The organism is Yersinia nurmii (assembly GCF_001112925.1).
GTDB lineage: Bacteria > Pseudomonadota > Gammaproteobacteria > Enterobacterales > Enterobacteriaceae > Yersinia > Yersinia nurmii.
The window spans coordinates 180,367-198,879 of the sequence record NZ_CPYD01000003.1 but is presented as its reverse complement, the minus strand read 5'-3'; the positions used below and the strand labels follow the sequence as shown (position 1 = coordinate 198,879).

The window sequence follows — 18,513 nt, the reverse complement described above, 5'->3', positions numbered from 1 at the left end:
TCATGATGACCACACTTTTATTAATGTCTGAGGTTCAACATGTGGTCTTTCTTTAAAAGCCGCGATAACGTGCCGCCGGTAACGGATCAAAAAGAAATTGATGCGACCTACAAATATTGGCGTATTCAGTTGATGTGGACGATGTACATTGGCTATGCCGCCTTTTACTTCACTCGCAAAAGTTTCAACTTCATCATGCCAGCAATGCTCAGCGATTTAGGCCTGACCATGTCTGACGTCGGCATTTTAGGCACGCTGTTTTATATTACCTACGGCTGCTCCAAATTTATTTCCGGCATGATCAGTGACCGCTCCAACCCGCGCTACTTTATGGGTATCGGTCTGATTATGACGGGGATAATTAATATCCTATTTGGTATGAGTTCTTCCCTGTTGGTATTTGGTGCGCTATGGATTTTAAACGCCTTCTTCCAAGGCTGGGGCTGGCCGCCGTGTTCCAAAATTCTGACTAGCTGGTACTCCCGCTCTGAGCGCGGCGGCTGGTGGGCAATCTGGAATACCTCCCATAACTTTGGTGGTGCTTTAATCCCACTACTGGTGGGCGGTATTTCTCTGCATTTCAGCTGGCGTTACGGCATGATCATTCCCGGTATTATTGGTGTAGTGATTGGTTTGCTGATGTGCTGGCGTCTACGTGATAAGCCAAGCACCATGGGGCTGCCGAGCGTCGGTAAATGGCGTAATGACGCCATGGAACTGGTACAGGAATCTGAAGGTCTGGGTTTGACCAACAAAGAAATCGTGAAACGCTATGTATTGACGAACAAATACATCTGGTTGCTGGCGGTATCTTATGTGCTGGTTTACATCGTGCGTACCGCGATTAATGACTGGGGCAACTTGTATCTGACGCAGGAAAAAGGCTACTCCCTGATGACCGCAAACTCGGCGATTTCATTGTTTGAAGTCGGCGGTTTTATCGGTTCTCTGGTCGCTGGTTGGGGTTCTGATAAATGGTTCCGTGGTAACCGTGGTCCAATGAACCTGATTTTTTCTATCGGTATCTTCCTGTCCGTGGCGTCCCTGTGGATTATGCCGGGCATCAGCTATGTGCTTCAGGCCGGCTGCTTCTTCGCGATTGGCTTCTTCATTTTCGGGCCACAGATGCTAATCGGTATGGCGGCGGCAGAATGCTCCCATAAAGACGCTGCTGGTGCGGCTACCGGGTTTGTTGGCCTGTTTGCCTATCTGGGAGCCGCATTGTCTGGCTATCCAATTGCACGCATCATGGAAGTGTGGCACTGGAACGGCTTCTTCATGGTTATCTCTATTGCCGCCTGTATGTCCGCGTTGTTCCTGTTGCCATTCCTACGTGCACAGTCACCGCGTCAGGTTGAAGCCAACGCCTGATCAAAGAGGTAGAAAGGGGGGGTAAGTCACTTTTTAGTCAGCGACGGTGGTTTTATCAACACTTGGCGCAGGGTTGTTAAAAAGTGATTGACGCCCCAGGAGCGTAGCAGTAAGATGCGCCCCGATTCGGCGAGTAGCGCAGCTTGGTAGCGCAACTGGTTTGGGACCAGTGGGTCGGAGGTTCGAATCCTCTCTCGCCGACCACATTTAAGAACCCTGGCTTTTTAGCCGGGGTTTTTTCGTTTATAGCCCTCAATATTATCAAGACTCCAAGACTCCAAGACTCCAAGACTCCAAGACTCCAAGACTCCAAGACTCCAAGACTCCAAGACTCCAGCCTTCTTTCTACGATAAATTTTCCGTCTGTTCCCGTGCGATTGTAAGTATCCCTGCAAAACAAACCATTCACTTTTAAAGCTCTCCCGACATACTGAATATGTCTTTTAAGGAGATCACCTACGAAAAGCCCGACCCATTGGGAAGCCTCTGATATCAAAAAGATGAAAGATCTTAGGGACAAAAACCGTCGTCTGAAGCAGATGTTTGTTGCCCTGAGTCTGGAATGCCGGGTGCTATTCCCGCGACGGCTTTAAAAAGCTTTTTCAGGTGCTTCGTCAGCAGGGGCACGTTTGGAACCACAAGCGCTTACACCGGATTGACTGTTTGCATCTACAGGTGCGTCATCCACCACAGCTGGCTGCGCCTGAAGCGTTAAATCAGAGCTGGTCTATCGGTTTTATGCGTAGCGCAAGCTGGGATACTCACAATTCGGGTCTGATCCAAGGTGGTTTAGGGATGAAGAAAACGTTTAGACCTTGAGGGAAGGCTATTTTCATTCTCCTGAAGCGCGGAGTGATTTATGGCGGTGCAAAGACATATTTTTATGCGGCCAATGCGTGGTGATTACAGCGGTCCACCCTGACGCACTATTTTGGTGCTTTACATTGGTGCGCGAAGGCTAGACGCCCTACGATCTCAAATCTCATTTTGATGGAACGGATCTTATTCATTTCACGAGCCAGCCGGTAAAGATGAATTAACCTTGTATGAAGTGAGTTTGAATATTACCTATTTATGGGTATGAGGCAGCATTTCATCCTGCTTTGCTGTGAGATCACAAAAATAATTGGGCAGATTTTCATCATTTAGCAACAAAGTTTTTCTGATTATCTCTGGATGTTACCACTGGTGTATGAATTCTACCCAGTGGATAACACTGACTAATTAGTAGTAGCATAATTTTTAATGCTAATTATGTTAACGAAAAGTTTTTTTTATGTTTGCTCGCTGTTTCTCATACTCTGTATAAAACCCCATCAGCCATATTGACGTTGCTGTTAACTGTTGCCAAATTGGTACCCTCAGGGGTAGTTAGCGAGAGAAGTTTTGAGGTTTTAACCTCTTCAAACCGACCGCCTGAATAGGTTTCTATTCGGCATCTCATTCCACCATTCCTGCGGCCATCAGGCCAAAACAGCACAGACCGCGGACTAAAAAATTATAGGGTCTGGCTGTACACACAACACACATCACCACAATGGAGCACAAGCGATGACGATTTCCTTGGGAAAAGCAGGGATAGTAAAATTCGGTATTGGGCTGGTTGCGCTGGCTGTTTCTGCCGGTATTCAGGCAAAAACACTGGTGTATTGCTCAGAAGGCTCGCCGGAAGGCTTTAACCCGCAGTTGTTCACCTCTGGCACCACTTACGATGCCAGCTCTCGTGCCATCTATAACCGTTTAGTTGAGTTCAAGATTGGTACAACCGAAATTCAGCCGGCGCTGGCTGAGAAATGGGAAGTCAGCGAAGACGGCAAAACTTACACTTTCCATCTGCGTAAAGACGTGAAGTGGCAGGACAGCAAAGATTTCAAACCTACCCGCACTTTCAACGCAGATGATGTGATCTACACCTTTATGCGTCAGAAAGACGCTAACCATCCTTACCATAAAGTCTCTGGCGGCAGCTATGAGTACTTCCAGGGGATGGGGATGGGGGAGTTAATCAGCAATATTGAGAAAGTGGACGATCATACCGTTCGCTTCGTGCTGACTCGTCCGGAATCGCCTTTCCTGGCCGATCTGGGAATGGACTTCGCTTCGATCCTGTCTGCTGAATACGCGGATAACATGATGAAAGCCGGTACGCCGGAGAAAGTCGATCTGAACCCAATTGGCACTGGTCCGTTCCAGCTACAGCAGTATCAAAAAGACTCACGCATTTTGTATAAAGCCTTCGACGGTTATTGGGGCACTAAACCAAAAATCGATCGTTTAGTCTTCTCTATTACGCCAGATGCCTCTGTGCGTTACGCCAAAATGCAGAAAAACGAATGCCAGGTCATGCCGTACCCGAATCCGGCTGACATTGCCCGCATGAAAGAAGACAAATCAATCAATCTGATGGAGCAGGCTGGCCTGAACGTGGGTTACCTGTCCTTTAACGTAGAGAAAAAACCGCTGGATAACGTCAAGGTTCGTCAGGCGCTGACTATGGCCGTGAACAAGGACGCGATCATCAAAGCCGTTTATCAGGGGGCTGGTCAACCGGCTAAAAACCTGATCCCACCAACAATGTGGGGCTACAACGATGAAATCAAAGATTACGCCTATGACCCAGCAAAAGCGAAAGAGTTGCTGAAAGAAGCGGGTCTGCCAGACGGTTTCTCTATCGATCTGTGGGCGATGCCGGTACAGCGTCCGTATAACCCGAATGCTCGTCGTATGGCCGAGATGATCCAGTCTGACTGGGCGAAAGTTGGCGTGAAAGCCAAAATCGTTACCTACGAGTGGGGCGAGTATCTGAAGCGCGCCAAAGAAGGTGAACATCAGACCGTGATGATGGGCTGGACTGGGGACAATGGGGATCCGGATAACTTCTTCGCTACGCTGTTTAGCTGTGATGCGGCCAAGCAAGGTTCAAACTACTCCAAATGGTGTTACAAGCCGTTTGAAGACGTGATCCAGCCTGCGCGCGCCGAATCCGATCAGGCTAAACGTGCCGAACTTTACAAACAGGCTCAGGTGATTATGCACGATCAGGCTCCGGCGCTGATTGTGGCTCACTCCACCGTGTACGAACCTGTGCGTAAAGAAGTGAAAAACTATATCGTCGATCCACTGGGTGGCCACTACTTCCAGCAAGTGGATATCGATAAATAACCTGTCAATGCGGTTTATGAATGAGGGCGCTACGGTGCCCTCGTTTGTCTGGCATTCCAGATAGTTAAGACATCGTTTCAGATGTGAGCCTTAAACCCATCCCTGAGAGCAGAGCCTGTGCGGATGGCTCCGGGGCCGGGTTTTTAATAAGCCTGACGGCCTATGAGCTGTTGGGCACTTTACACAGAGAGCTCGGGATATGTTTCAGTTCATACTCCGACGTTTGGGATTAGTGATCCCAACGTTTATCGGCATCACATTGCTGACCTTTGCTTTTGTCCATATGATCCCCGGCGATCCGGTGACCATCATGGCTGGGGAGCGCGGTATATCCGCAGAACGTCATGCGCAAATCATGGCAGAAATGGGGCTGGACAAGCCTCTCTATCAACAATACTTCCATTACGTTAACGGCGTGTTGCACGGTGATTTGGGGATTTCCCTTAAAAGCCGTATTTCCGTATGGGAAGAATTCGTGCCACGCTTTAAAGCCACGCTGGAACTGGGGTTGTGCGCGATGCTATTTGCCATCAGCGTCGGGATTCCGGTTGGCGTTTTGGCCGCAGTCAAACGGGGTTCAATATTCGATCATACCGCCGTGGGGATTTCTCTAACGGGTTACTCGATGCCGATTTTTTGGTGGGGCATCATGCTGATTATGCTGGTTTCGGTGCAGCTCAATCTGACGCCGGTATCCGGGCGAGTCAGCGATACTATTTTCCTCGACGACAGTCATCCTCTCACCGGTTTTATGCTGATAGATACCCTGATTTGGGGTGAAGAAGGCGATTTCAAAGACGCTGTGATGCATATGATCCTACCTGCCATCGTGCTGGGCACTATTCCGTTGGCGGTTATCGTTCGAATGACCCGCTCATCCATGCTGGAAGTGCTGGGGGAAGATTACATTCGTACCGCGCGTGCCAAGGGATTGAGCCGGATGCGTGTGATTGTGGTACATGCCCTGCGTAACGCTTTGCTGCCGGTTGTCACCGTAATTGGCTTACAGGTTGGCACCATGCTGGCTGGAGCGATTCTGACCGAAACCATTTTCTCCTGGCCGGGGCTGGGGCGTTGGCTGATGGATGCGTTGCAACGCCGCGATTATCCGGTGGTGCAGGGCGGTGTATTGCTGGTCGCGATCATGATTATTGTTGTTAACCTGCTGGTAGACGTGCTCTACGGCGTGGTTAACCCGCGTATTCGCCATAAGAAATAAGGGGCGCAGAATGTCTCAACTTACCGAGTCAGCAGTAAAAAGTGCGCCGAAGCCAATGACCCCGATGCAGGAGTTTTGGCACTATTTCAAGCGCAACAAAGGGGCCGTTGCTGGCCTGTTCTATATTATTATCATGCTGGTGGTCGCGATTGGCGCTGGCTGGCTGGCTCCGCATCTGCCGGCAGAACAGTTTCGCGATGCCTTGCTGAAACCGCCGGTGTGGCAGGACGGTGGCAGCTGGAAATTCATTCTTGGCACCGATGACGTAGGGCGTGATGTGCTATCTCGCCTGATGTATGGCGCGCGTTTATCCCTGTTGGTTGGCTGCCTGGTTGTTACGCTATCGCTGGTGATGGGCGTGATTTTAGGTTTGTTAGCGGGCTATTTTGGCGGCGTAGTTGACGCTATTATCATGCGTCTCGTCGATATCATGCTGGCACTGCCGAGCCTGTTGCTGGCTTTGGTGTTGGTTGCGGTATTTGGGCCGTCAATCGTGAATGCTTCTCTGGCGCTGACTTTTGTGGCATTGCCGCACTATGTGCGTTTGACTCGCGCGGCAGTGCTGGTGGAGGTCAACCGCGACTATGTGACCGCCTCTCGCGTTGCCGGTGCTGGCGCATTGCGTCAGATGTTTATCAATATCTTGCCAAATTGCCTGGCACCTTTGATCGTACAAGCCTCTCTCGGTTTCTCTAATGCCATTCTGGATATGGCAGCACTCGGCTTTCTGGGCATGGGCGCGCAACCACCAACGCCGGAGTGGGGCACCATGCTCTCCGATGTGTTGCAGTTCGCGCAGAGTGCCTGGTGGGTGGTGACCTTCCCCGGCGTGGCAATTCTGCTGACGGTTCTGGCATTTAACCTGATGGGGGACGGCCTGCGTGATGCTCTCGACCCCAAACTCAAGCAGTAGAGGTAGAGAGAGATGGCACTTTTAAAAGTAGATAAATTGTCGGTGCATTTTGGTGATGAAAAAGCGCCGTTTAAAGCCGTAGACCGTATCAGCTATAGCATTGAGCAAGGTCAGGTTGTGGGTATTGTCGGTGAGTCTGGCTCCGGTAAATCGGTTAGTTCTCTGGCGATTATGGGATTGATTGATTACCCCGGTAAAGTCATGGCCGACAAACTGGAATTTAACGGTCGCGATCTGACGAAAATTTCGGAAAACGAACGCCGCCAACTGGTTGGCTCAGAAGTGGCGATGATTTTCCAAGACCCAATGACCAGCCTGAATCCGTGTTACACCGTGGGCTACCAAATTATGGAAGCGCTGAAGGTGCATCAGGGCGGCAATCGTCGTACTCGTCATCAGCGAGCGGTAGATTTGCTAACGTTGGTGGGTATTCCCGATCCGGCTTCACGTCTGGATGTTTATCCTCATCAGCTTTCCGGCGGGATGAGCCAGCGCGTGATGATCGCTATGGCAATTGCCTGTCGTCCTAAACTGTTGATTGCCGATGAGCCGACTACCGCGCTGGATGTGACGATTCAGGCGCAGATCATCGAACTATTGCTGGAGTTGCAGCAGCAGGAAAATATGGCTCTGTTGCTGATCACTCACGATCTGGCGCTGGTAGCCGAGGCGGCGCACCATATTATTGTGATGTATGCCGGGCAGGTAGTGGAAACCGGTAAAGCCTCGGAAATCTTCCGTGCGCCGCGCCATCCTTACACTCAGGCACTGCTACGTGCGCTGCCGGAATTCGCACAGGATAAAGCACGATTAGCATCACTGCCGGGCGTGGTGCCGGGTAAATATGATCGTCCCGACGGCTGTTTGCTTAATCCTCGTTGCCCATATGCCAACGAACGTTGTCGCAGCGAAGAACCCGAACTGCTCGGCCCGCCGGGACGTCAGGTTAAATGCCATACACCGTTGGATGATGCGGGGAGGCCAACCCTATGAACCACAATGAAACTGAAATGAAGCCAGAATTCCAAGTGACCAAGCCGCTCTTGCAGGCGATGGACCTGAAAAAATACTATCCGGTGAAGAAAGGCTTTTTTGCTCCGGAACGCTTGGTAAAAGCGCTAGACGGTGTCTCTTTCACTTTGGAACGTGGCAAAACGCTGGCGGTAGTTGGTGAGTCTGGCTGTGGTAAATCAACGCTGGGCCGCTTGCTGACCATGATCGAAATACCCACCGGCGGTGAACTGTATTACCAAGGGCAGGATTTGCTGAAGCCGGATGAAAGCGCAGAGAAACTGCGTCGCCAAAAGATTCAGATCGTTTTCCAAAACCCTTATGGATCGCTTAATCCGCGTAAAAAAGTGGGGCAGATTCTCGAAGAGCCTTTGCAAATCAACACGACGTTAAGCCGTCAGGAGCGCCGTGAGAAAACGTTGGCAATGATGGCGAAAGTTGGCCTGAAAACTGAGCATTACGATCGTTATCCTCATATGTTTTCCGGTGGGCAGCGTCAGCGTATTGCGATTGCCAGAGGGTTGATGTTGAATCCGGATGTGGTTATCGCCGATGAGCCGGTTTCTGCTCTGGATGTGTCGGTGCGGGCGCAGGTATTGAACCTGATGATGGATTTACAGCAGGAAATGGGGCTGTCTTATGTCTTTATCTCCCATGATCTGTCGGTGGTTGAACATATTGCGGACGAAGTGATGGTGATGTATCTCGGTCGCTGCGTGGAAAAAGGCAGCAAAGAGGCCATCTTTAATAATCCGCGTCATCCTTATACACAGGCGCTGCTATCGGCTACGCCACGATTGAATCCGGATATGCGCCGGGAACGAATCAAGCTAACTGGCGAGCTACCCAGTCCGATGAATCCGCCTCCGGGCTGTGCGTTTAATGCTCGCTGCCGTCGGGCCTTTGGCACCTGTAGCCAATTACAGCCGCAGCTTAAACAGTATGGCGATCAAATGGTGGCATGTTTTGCTGTCGATCAGGATGAAGCCGAAGCGGCCGGTTAATATGGACTGCGGAAGTTAATAACAACGCCGGTGATGTTACTACCGGCGTTTTTTTTATAACAAAAACAAATAAAGAATCGATATAAGATGAATAATTCTATAAGCGAATGATTTTTATTGTCTGTCGTAAATAAACATCGGGGGGAGTTGAAGGTATAAATCTATTCACTTCTGGCATATTCACTTGATTGAGATAGTTATTCACTTCAATAGTCTGGTATTGATTAAATAAATCAGTAAATTCATCTTTGATAGCGTAATGCTAATCAGGGAATATAGATTTTTCGTCCCGACGAAATAAAAAAGGGACGTATTATTACGCCCCTTTTAGTTTGTATACCGCATCAGATTTATTGCGGGTATGGCACCCAATCCCCGCCGTTCAGACGAATATAGCTTTTACCCTGATATTGCATAACAACCGCATTATCATTCTCTGAAACGATGGCGGTTTCTGGTAATCCTTTAACCAGCGTTTGCCAATCTACACTCGGCGCGGTAAATATTTTGCCGTCTACGATGCGAGAAACCAGCTCTGAAATGGCCAGATAGCTGCTTGGCGCTTTGATTTCCAGCGGGCTAGCGGGCTGTGGCGCTGCCATACCGATCAGCTTCACGCCAACCGGAATGTGGGTAATGCTCGGGCTTGGGATATCACGCAGACCGGACATCTGCATTTTATCTCCGGTCAGCGCTGCACCGTGCTCAGGAACCATAACGACCATGACCTTACGGCCAGATTTTTCTAACTCATTCAGGAAGCTATCTAGCTGATCGAACAAGGTTTGTGCTCTGGTTTTGTAATCGGCGGTTTTACTTGTTCCAGTAAAACGGTTGCCATCGTGTAGCGGCACAATATTGACGAAAGTAGCGCTACGCGCATTTCCTGCCTCGTTCTTTTGCTGCTCCAGCCAGCGGTTCATTAGTTCTAAAGCGTTGTAAACCGGCTCATTATCGAAGGAAATCAACTGGTTGCTGATACCCTTTTGAGACATCAGCGGCGCGCGCATATTGGCATCTTCTCTCAGATTTTGCAGATAGTTGCCGAATACGCCGGAGTGATCCATAACCAATTGAGAACTGAAACCCAATTTAGCTAAATTATCAAATAGATAGCACTGCTGCTCGGCTGGTTGATACAGGTCGTGATGGGATTCCTGACCGCAACTGGCGCGCAACAAGCGAATGGATGCTGGGCCGCTATAGGCGGTGGCCGAGTTGAAGTTCTGGAACACTAAATCGAACTTGCTCCACAGCGGATGTTTTTCTAGCTGAATGGCCTCTATATCTGACCAAGAGAGAGAACAGATATTAATCACTAGTAAATCAAACGGTTGAGCGTCTGCTGGCAGTGTGGTCGGGAATTGAGTGACGCGACCTTTTTCCTGTTCGTAGAAACTGTTTAAGTACGCCGTCAGGTTTGCGCTGGTTGGCGGCGCATTAGCTGCGGGCTGCGCGCTGGTCGTGGCACCCGACGCATTGGTATTACTCGTGGACGCCGTGGTCTCAGCGGCTGTTGTGGTACTCGGCAGCAGCGAAAACGCAGGGCCAGCGATGGTCAGCACGTTTAGCCAGATCATTGCCGCTACGATAAATACGGTGACGCGAATCCACTGGGAAATGAACAGATAGCCAACCAGCATCACGAAGGCTGCGCCGACCATGCGCCAGTTGATGAAGCGTTCAACTAACTCGATGAAATAACGCAAACTAAACCCGGCAACCTGCGAGCCATGGCTGAGAACACTATTGATGCCCGGCAGCCAAGTATCGTAGTAGAAAAGCCCCAGACCGATAGGAATACCGATCCAATGACGCAAACGATGTAGCCGTTCAGAAGGAATAGGGAAAACCAGATAAGCGACGAATACCAAGTTGGCTAATGGATGAAAGTTAAGGTAGCCAAACCAGAGTAGGGCCAATTTCAGCAGAAAATAGTAGTTCCAGCCGCCCAGGCCACGCCAATAACGCCATGGCGCCTGCGATTCTTGCGCATTTTTTTTCAGGTTCATGGTTATTTCTTAATATGTGAGGAAGAGCCGTCACGCAACCAGATCCCTTCTGATTTCAGATAGCGTGCTGAGAGAAAAAGGTGTTGTTTCTTTGCCCACCATGCGGGCAGGCGACCGCGAGCAAAATAACCCAGTGGGAAAAAGACGATGGCTGCCAGTAAGATAACCTGAAAAATATCGCTGAGATTCATTAAACGTTCTCCTTGCGGCTACCCAGATTCAGCGTCAAGGCTACGGGGGTTCTGCGCGCTGACGGTGCTAATTTCTGCTGAGTTTTGTTCAGTTTATGGATTTTATTTTCTCCGACGCTTTGTAAATAGTCTGGATTGTTCATCTTATTGATTTCAGAAATGACTTCCTGATCCTGATACCACACCAGCTGATTACTGAAAGTTTCATTCACCGGAAGGTGGAAAATAAAGTTCAGGGCGGTATCCAGATCATTGATTCTGCACGTGGATAAGAATACGACCAACCGATCGCCAGCCAACGTGACGATGTCGCCAAAGCGACGCATGTGGCACAGAGTTAGCGCCTGACGCGCCGATAAACCTGGAACCGGACGTAATGCTACGAGCACGCCTTTGCCGTCTTCTGGCAGTAAGGTGTTATTCATCAAGGCTAGCACCGACTGGCAGAATTGCTCAGGTGGTAGATAGCCCTTTAGCTGCAATGGGCGTAGAGAAGCCAGTAAATTATTAATATCTTCAGGTACATGACGAGAAAAACGCTGGCCCTGAATACCTTCGATCATGGTCAGAAAGCGGGATAGTGGCGCGACATGTGGCACAATGAGATTGACGCCGCAGGCGAGTAACAGACGTTCATCGCTATAACGCAGGCTGGAATCCATTTCCCGCACCACTATTTTTAACGCATTGCCACGGTGGCGGCGCAGGCTGTGTATCTGGTGTGCCAGCTCATCTATTTGATCGCTTTGGTGAAGCGAAAAAATCAGCGTTGCGGCGTGAGCATTAAAGGCTTTCTCAGACAATAAAAGATTATTTTCAAATAGTTGCCAGTTGGTAGAGAGCGGCGGAGCGCCTTCCAGCACGCTGGCTTCAGCCAAATAGATATATTCGTCGTTACGAGATTGCGCCAATGACTGCTGTTCTTTCTCTTCCGCCATTTGCCAGCCTTCTGGGCTTGGCTGCAATTTTACCAATTGGTTTGCGGTAACGCCGCTGATGGTACTCCACCAAGAAATCATATATTGGGCGTGATCGTGCTGCCATTGCAGGTTGGCAAGTCCTTGCAATGCTCGATGCTGGTTAACTAATTGCGTTTTGAGTTTACTGACGCCGCTGCCATGACTCAGAATCACTAATGTGGCTTGGTATTTTTCCAGCCAGTCATTTAATTCCTGCACCCAACGCTGAATTTCTTCCGTTGTAAATGTTTGCCATAAGCTGGCATGGGCCAATAAAATAAAAAAACGTCGCTGCGGTCTTAATGAGCGCATCAAATCATTGGCGAGATTTTTAACGGCGGCTTTTTTTCCGGCAGAGTAAATAAAGGGAGTTTTTCCGGCCCGTAACCGACAATATTTCCCAGTAAATTCGAGGGATTTTGGCCTGAGCAAATCAATGCCGAGCGGGTATCTTTGGGCTGGTTTCTAATTATCTGTTGGCAGAATAGATTAGCGTCATTTTCGCGGTCTATATTGATCCAATAGAGACCAGAAGCCTGCACAACGGCTAATTCATCCCAAATTTTATCAATACCTAATGAGAATGTTCTCAACATAGATTTTTATGCTTCTAATTGGGTTGAAGTTCTACAGGTCAATGTAAAAAGAAATGCTATGCTTCAATTGTATCATCGCACCTGACATTAACCAACTTTGTACTAGGATATTAAATTAAGACTTATCTTATTAGGCAAAGTATACTCTAATAATCGAAATACTTAATTACACTAGCCTATTTTTCAAGGGCAGCAGAATGAATACTCCAATAAATCGGTTTTATGTGCATTTATCTCCCGAAGTTCAGGACGATCTACTAGCATTAAGCCGAGCATTCGCATTACCTAAATTAAGTTATATTGATATTGTCCGTCAGGAACGTATGGCGCAAATGATGGCGCGATGGCCATTATTAGCCGAACTGGCGCAAACCTTGAGGAGCAAATAGCTTATGCCAGTGATTGCGGTGCAAGGGCTAAGAGGCGGTATTGGTGCGACATCCATTACGGCTGCACTCGCTTGGGCATTACAACAGCTTGAGGAATCGGTGCTGGTTATTGATTTCTCGCCTGATAATTTATTACGTCTCCATTTTAATATGCCTTACGAGCAGGCGAACGGCTGGGCGCGGGCGGCAGTGGATGGTAATAGCTGGCAGCAGCAAGCCATGCGTTATATGCCTTTGCTGGATTTCCTGCCTTTTGGCCAGCTCAATATGAATGAGCAGCGCCACCTGTCCGGTTCTTTATCTTCGTTCGATTGGCAGGAAAAGCTGGCCGACCTCAAGGCCGCTGGCGATCACCGCTGGATTTTGCTGGATGTTCCCGCAGGAGATAGCCCGCTCACTCAGCAAGCGCTGGCGTTGGCGGATCATGTGCTAGTGCTGATCGCCGCCGATGCTGCGATTCATGCTCGTTTGCACCAACAGGCGCTGCCGGTTGGCTGTCACTTCCTATTGAGTCAATTCTCTGCCGCTAGCCGCTTACAACAAGATATGCATCAATTGTGGCTACAAAGTTTGCGTAATTTATTGCCGCTATTTATTCATCGTGATGAAGCCGTTGCGGAAGCGTTAGCGGCGAAACAGCCGTTGGGTGAATATGCGCCGCAAAGTTTGGTCGCAGAAGAAATGAATACGCTGGCAAATTGGTGTCTGATTCACGGCGCGGAAAAAAATCTATGAGCCTGTTAATTCGGGGACTTTTTATGCCTCCGGTCTATCAGGGGCTACAGCGCCGATATCACCAATATCTGGACCAAGGCTGCACGATTCTGACCGCTTTTTTGACCACGTTCGCGGTGGCGCTGGGGTGGCTATTTTTGCGTCTTGAATCTCCGAGCTGGCAAAATGTGATTCAGAATCGTCGTTACTGGTTCCCACATATCGCTAATCGCCGTCCACGCTTGGCAGATGCGGTGCGTTATCTGTTGCAAGGCCTATGGCTGGTGTTGACGCGTTCGCCTCAGCCGCGGGAGAAAAAACCGAAGCCCGTCGATACGGCTCCAGGCTGGGTTCACACCAAAAAGCTGAGCTATCGCTCCTGGTTGGGCGCACTGCCGGAAAAGGTCAAAAAAAGTCGCTGGGAACAGGCATTAGTGGCGTGGGTCGGTCGTTTACAGCAACGAACCCGACGCATTCTGTTTATCTCATTGGGCATTTTTGCCGGAATTCTGGCGCTGATTTGTATTTCCCAGCCTTTTGGGTTGATGGCGCAGTTTGTGTTTGTTCTGCTGCTATGGGCGATCGCCATGGTGGTTCGGCGTATTCCAGGGCGTTTACCTACCCTAATGCTGATTGTGCTATCGCTTACCGTTTCCTGCCGTTATCTGTGGTGGCGCTATACCGAAACACTAAATTGGGACGACCCGGTGAGCCTGATCTGCGGTTTACTGCTGTTATTGGCAGAAACCTACGCTTGGGTGGTGTTGATTCTGGGTTACTTCCAGACTATCTGGCCGCTTAATCGCCAGCCGGTACCGATGCCGGAGGATATTTCGACCTGGCCGACTATCGATCTTATGGTGCCGACCTACAACGAAGATCTGGGCGTCGTCAAACCAACGATTTACGCGGCGTTAGGCATAGATTGGCCGAAAGATAAGGTGAATATCTATCTTCTGGATGATGGTAATCGACCGGAGTTTAAAGCCTTTGCCGATCAGGTTGGCGTAAATTATATCGCTCGCCCAACCCACGAGCACGCCAAGGCCGGTAATATCAACCATGCGTTGAAACAGGCTAAAGGCGAGTTTGTGGCGATTTTCGACTGCGACCACGTTCCAACACGCTCTTTCCTACAGCTAACGCTGGGCTGGTTCTACAAAGATCCGAAGCTGGGTATGTTGCAGACGCCGCACCATTTCTTCTCACCGGATCCTTTTGAACGCAACCTCGGACGTTTCCGTCAGACGCCAAACGAAGGCACGCTGTTCTACGGTTTGGTGCAGGACGGGAATGACATGTGGGACGCGACCTTCTTCTGCGGTTCTTGCGCCGTTTTGCGCCGCAGCGCGCTGGATGAGGTGGGCGGCATTGCCGTTGAAACCGTCACTGAAGATGCCCACACCTCATTGCGACTTCACCGTAAGGGCTATACTTCGGCTTATATCCGTATTCCGCAGGCGGCGGGGTTGGCGACCGAAAGCCTCTCGGCGCATATCGGCCAGCGTATTCGTTGGGCGCGAGGCATGGTGCAGATCTTCCGGCTGGATAACCCGTTGTTGGGCAAGGGGCTGAAGTTTGTTCAGCGGTTGTGTTATGCCAACGCCATGTTGCACTTTTTGGCCGGTATTCCACGCCTGATCTTCCTGACCGCACCGCTGGCCTTCTTGCTGATGCATGCGTACATCATTTTTGCGCCGGCGCTGGCGATTGCGTTGTACGTCTTGCCACACATGATTCACGCCAGCCTGACGAACTCTCGCTTGCAGGGCAAATATCGCCACTCGTTCTGGAGCGAAATCTACGAAACCGTATTGGCATGGTATATCGCCCGGCCAACCACGGTCGCGCTGCTGAGTCCGCATAAAGGGAAGTTTAACGTAACGGCCAAAGGCGGTTTGGTAGAAGAGCAACATGTGGATTGGGTTATTACTCGTCCTTATATCGCACTGGTGCTGCTCAATCTAGCGGGATTGATTGCCGGGTTGTGGCGTTTGGGGAATGGACCGACCAACGAAATCATGACGGTGATAATCAGTCTGGTGTGGGTTATTTACAACATGACGATTCTGGGGGGGGCCGTGGCCGTTGCGGTTGAAGCTAAACAGGTTCGTCAGGCACACCGGGTGGAAATTGCTCTGCCAGCGGCGGTTGAGCGGAAAGACGGTCACCTGTTTGCCTGTACTTTGCGTGACTATTCCGACGGTGGCGTAGGGATTGAAATGCGTGATGAAGGGCTATTGCAGGACGGCGAGGCGGTCAATTTGCTGCTGAAACGCGGTCAGCAGGAGTACATTTTCCCGTGCAAGGTCACTCGGGCATTTGGCAGAAAAGTCGGGATGCGTATGGACGACCTGAGCGTGGCTCAGCACATTGACTTTATCCAGTGTACTTTTGCCCGCGCCGATACTTGGGCGCTGTGGCAAGACAGTTTCCCTGAAGATAAGCCTATCGAAAGTCTGCGCGATGTTCTGGCGCTGGGTTTCCGGGGTTATGTTCGTATGGCGAATTACGCGCCACCGCTTATTCGTAATGTACTGGTTGGATTTACCTCTTTGCTTGCGTGGGTAGCGTCATTTGTTCCTCATGGCGTAGGACAGGGCCAGACTCTGCGGAGTCAGGACCAGACAGTGGCTCAACATTGATGATGATATGATGATTAGAAAAATAACCTGGTTTACAGCAATGGCTTTGGGGCTAACGACACTGTCTCATGCCGAAACGACCCCAACCGGTACGGTGTCCGAACAGCCGACGTTGGTCTCTCCCGCGGCTGTCGATCCTTCGTTGGCTGTTACGCCTGCGGATACGGCTATACCGCAGCCCGCACCGGTACGGGATGTGGTGCATCCTTTTGCCAAATTGGCTCCGCCGCCGGGCAATTTCTCCCTAGGGGGAGTTAAGCCGGACGGTCAGTTAGAATTTGGCGTACGTAGCGATGAAGTGGTGACACAGGCAACGTTGAATCTGGAGTTTACCCCGTCACCGTCGCTAACGCCGATCGAATCGCAGCTCAAAGTCTATCTGAACGATGAGCTAATGAACGTGACGGCTATTACCCGCGAACAATTGGGTAAACCGAATCGCATCCAGCTATCGATCGATCCTCGTTACATTACCGACTTCAACCGTCTGCGGCTGGTATTTATCGGGCATTATCCGAATGCCTGTGAAAATCCAGCAAACAGTACGCTGTGGCTGAATATCGGGAAGAATAGCTCGCTGGACTTACGCTATCAGTCACTGCCGCTGAAGAATGATTTGTCTCATTTCCCTGAGCCTTTCTTCGATGCGCGAGATAATCGCCCGCTAACATTGCCAATTGTTTTTGCTGCGCCTCCTGACGTGGCTCAGCAAAAAGCGGCCGCAATTCTGGCCTCTTGGTTTGGTGAACAAGCCCAATGGCGAGGTCAACACTTCCCGGCCGTTTTCAATCAGATCCCCGATCGTCACGGGGTGATTTTTGCGACTAATGACAAACGGCCTGATTTCCTGAAAGACTATCCGGCGGTCAATGCACCAACGGTGGAAATGATCAGTCACCCGAATAATCCTTACGTGAAGCTACTGCTGGTGCTCGGGCGGGATGACAAGGATCTGATTGTGGCGGCAACGGGTATTGCTCAAGGCAATATTCTGTTCCGCGGTCAAAATGTGACCGTAGACAAAGTTGAGCAGTTGGCTCCTCGTGTGCCTTACGATGCGCCAAACTGGGTGCGTACCGAAAGGCCGATGACCTTTGCCGAGCTACAGCAATATCCTGAACAGTTACAAAGCAATGGATTGCTGCCGCCGCCGATCTTGCTTTCCATGAATCTGCCGCCGGATCTGTTCTTGCTGCGCAGTGCCGGTATCGATATGCAGCTGAAATATCGTTATACCGCGCCAATCCTAAAAGACGGTTCACGCCTGAGCGTTAGCCTGAATGATCAGTTCTTTACCGATTATCCGTTAGTGCCTAATCGTCAGGAAAGCACCAAAATTCTGCGTTTACCGTTGATTCAGGGTCTGCAAGACGGCACGCGAGCGGTGACGATCCCTGCGCTGAAATTGGGTATGACCAATCAACTGCGCTTTGATTTCGATTACAGCACGCTTATTGCCAGCAATGCCGGAGGGCGTTGTGAAACCTTCACCACCGGGCTTAACCATGTGGTGATCGACGGAAACTCCACTATCGACTTCTCCGGTTATCGCCACTTTATGGAAATGCCGGATCTGCGTTCATTTGCCAATGCGGGCTTCCCATTCAGCCGTCTGGCCGATTTATCCCAAACCTTGGTTTTGGTACAGCCTAAGCCGCAGCCAGCCCAGGTTACCGCGCTGTTGAATACGGTGGGGAATATCGGTGCGCAGGTCGGTTATCCTGCGGTGGGCATCAGCATTACCGATGATTGGAGCCAGGCGAAGAACAAAGATACCGATATTCTGATGATTGGCTCTATTCCGCCAGAACTACGGGATGATAAGAAAATCAACCTGTTGGTCGATGCGACTCAAAGTTGGGTGAAAATGCCGAATCGCCAGTCGATTGTCGCGGCGGCAACCATCGATCCAATGGATTCTGTGCCTGATAGTAAAACGACTATCAGCTCCGAAGGTGCCATGTCGGCGATTATCGGAGTCCAATCTCCTTATCACGAGCAACGCAGCATCGTCGCATTACTGGCTGATAGCCCGCAGGGTTATGAATTGCTGAACGATGCTTTACTGGATACTGGCAAACGTGCGGCAGTGTTCGGTTCAGTGGCGGTTATTCGTGATTCCGGCGTTAATAGCCTGCGGGTTGGCGATACCTACAGCGTCGGTCATCTGCCGTGGTGGGAACGCATCTGGTACGCCTTATCGACCCATCCAGTGCTGTTGGCGGGGGTTGCAGTGCTGGTTGTCGTGCTGATTGCCATGATGTTGTGGCGGGTCCTGCGCGTAGTGAGCCGCCGTCGTTTATCTCCGGATGAGAGGGACTAGGTTC

The 18,513-nt window shown here is 50.3% G+C and carries 12 protein-coding genes, 1 tRNA gene and 2 pseudogenes; 12 read left to right on the top strand and 3 right to left on the bottom strand.

Annotated elements, in window-relative coordinates:
- Window positions 1-39 precede the first annotated feature (39 nt).
- The 8 genes and pseudogenes from uhpC (at window position 40) to dppF (ending at window position 8,680) form a co-directional block, all read left to right on the top strand.
- A complete protein-coding gene (gene uhpC, locus AD970_RS05645; RefSeq protein WP_049597342.1) occupies window positions 40-1,371 on the top strand; it encodes an MFS transporter in 1,332 nt (443 codons plus the stop codon).
- A 127-nt stretch (window positions 1,372-1,498) separates the two neighbouring features.
- Window positions 1,499-1,575, top strand: a tRNA-Pro gene (locus AD970_RS05640).
- Window positions 1,576-1,850: 275 nt separating this feature from the next.
- Window positions 1,851-2,121 (top strand): annotated as a pseudogene (locus AD970_RS19535) (hypothetical protein); the annotation flags it as partial.
- Window positions 2,122-2,922: 801 nt separating this feature from the next.
- On the top strand, window positions 2,923-4,533 hold the full coding sequence (gene dppA, locus AD970_RS05635; protein WP_049597341.1) for a dipeptide ABC transporter periplasmic-binding protein DppA: 1,611 nt from the start codon (window positions 2,923-2,925) through the stop codon (window positions 4,531-4,533).
- 199 nt (window positions 4,534-4,732) lie between these two features.
- On the top strand, window positions 4,733-5,752 hold the full coding sequence (dppB, locus tag AD970_RS05630) for a dipeptide ABC transporter permease DppB (protein ID WP_049597340.1): 1,020 nt from the start codon (window positions 4,733-4,735) through the stop codon (window positions 5,750-5,752).
- Between the two features lie 10 nt (window positions 5,753-5,762).
- Window positions 5,763-6,665, top strand: a complete 903-nt coding sequence (dppC, locus tag AD970_RS05625; RefSeq protein ID WP_049597339.1) for a dipeptide ABC transporter permease DppC — start codon at window positions 5,763-5,765, stop codon at window positions 6,663-6,665.
- A 12-nt stretch (window positions 6,666-6,677) separates the two neighbouring features.
- The gene (dppD, locus tag AD970_RS05620; protein WP_049597338.1) at window positions 6,678-7,658 is read left to right on the top strand and encodes a dipeptide ABC transporter ATP-binding protein; all 981 of its coding nucleotides are present in this window, start codon (window positions 6,678-6,680) and stop codon (window positions 7,656-7,658) included.
- Between the two features lie 17 nt (window positions 7,659-7,675).
- On the top strand, window positions 7,676-8,680 hold the full coding sequence (gene dppF, locus AD970_RS05615; RefSeq protein WP_049597465.1) for a dipeptide ABC transporter ATP-binding subunit DppF: 1,005 nt from the start codon (window positions 7,676-7,678) through the stop codon (window positions 8,678-8,680).
- Between the two features lie 350 nt (window positions 8,681-9,030).
- On the opposite strand, the gene bcsG is transcribed toward dppF, so the two are convergent.
- The 3 genes and pseudogenes from bcsG to bcsE form a co-directional block, all read right to left on the bottom strand.
- Complete coding sequence (gene bcsG / locus AD970_RS05610) at window positions 9,031-10,692, bottom strand: cellulose biosynthesis protein BcsG (RefSeq protein WP_049597337.1); 1,662 nt, start codon at window positions 10,690-10,692, stop codon at window positions 9,031-9,033.
- Between the two features lie 2 nt (window positions 10,693-10,694).
- The gene (bcsF, locus tag AD970_RS05605) at window positions 10,695-10,883 is read right to left on the bottom strand and encodes a cellulose biosynthesis protein BcsF (protein WP_049597336.1); all 189 of its coding nucleotides are present in this window, start codon (window positions 10,881-10,883) and stop codon (window positions 10,695-10,697) included.
- Window positions 10,883-12,438 (bottom strand): annotated as a pseudogene (bcsE, locus tag AD970_RS05600) (cellulose biosynthesis protein BcsE). The gene bcsF and the pseudogene bcsE overlap by 1 nt, the downstream one beginning before the upstream one ends.
- 197 nt (window positions 12,439-12,635) lie before the next feature.
- Here bcsE and bcsR point away from each other — a divergent pair.
- The 4 genes from bcsR to bcsB are packed head-to-tail and all read left to right on the top strand — an operon-like array spanning window position 12,636 to window position 18,509.
- Window positions 12,636-12,827 (top strand): cellulose biosynthesis protein BcsR, encoded by a 192-nt coding sequence (bcsR, locus tag AD970_RS05595; RefSeq protein ID WP_049597335.1) that lies wholly within the window; start codon window positions 12,636-12,638, stop codon window positions 12,825-12,827.
- Window positions 12,828-12,830: 3 nt separating this feature from the next.
- Window positions 12,831-13,562 carry a cellulose biosynthesis protein BcsQ gene (gene bcsQ, locus AD970_RS05590; RefSeq protein ID WP_049597334.1) on the top strand — a complete coding sequence of 244 codons (732 nt, stop codon included), beginning with the start codon at window positions 12,831-12,833 and terminating at the stop codon, window positions 13,560-13,562.
- Complete coding sequence (gene bcsA, locus AD970_RS05585; protein ID WP_049597333.1) at window positions 13,559-16,186, top strand: UDP-forming cellulose synthase catalytic subunit; 2,628 nt, start codon at window positions 13,559-13,561, stop codon at window positions 16,184-16,186. The genes bcsQ and bcsA overlap by 4 nt, the downstream gene beginning before the upstream one ends.
- 10 nt (window positions 16,187-16,196) lie before the next feature.
- Window positions 16,197-18,509 carry a cellulose biosynthesis cyclic di-GMP-binding regulatory protein BcsB gene (gene bcsB / locus AD970_RS05580; protein WP_049597464.1) on the top strand — a complete coding sequence of 771 codons (2,313 nt, stop codon included), beginning with the start codon at window positions 16,197-16,199 and terminating at the stop codon, window positions 18,507-18,509.
- The last annotated feature ends 4 nt before the right edge of the window (window positions 18,510-18,513 follow it).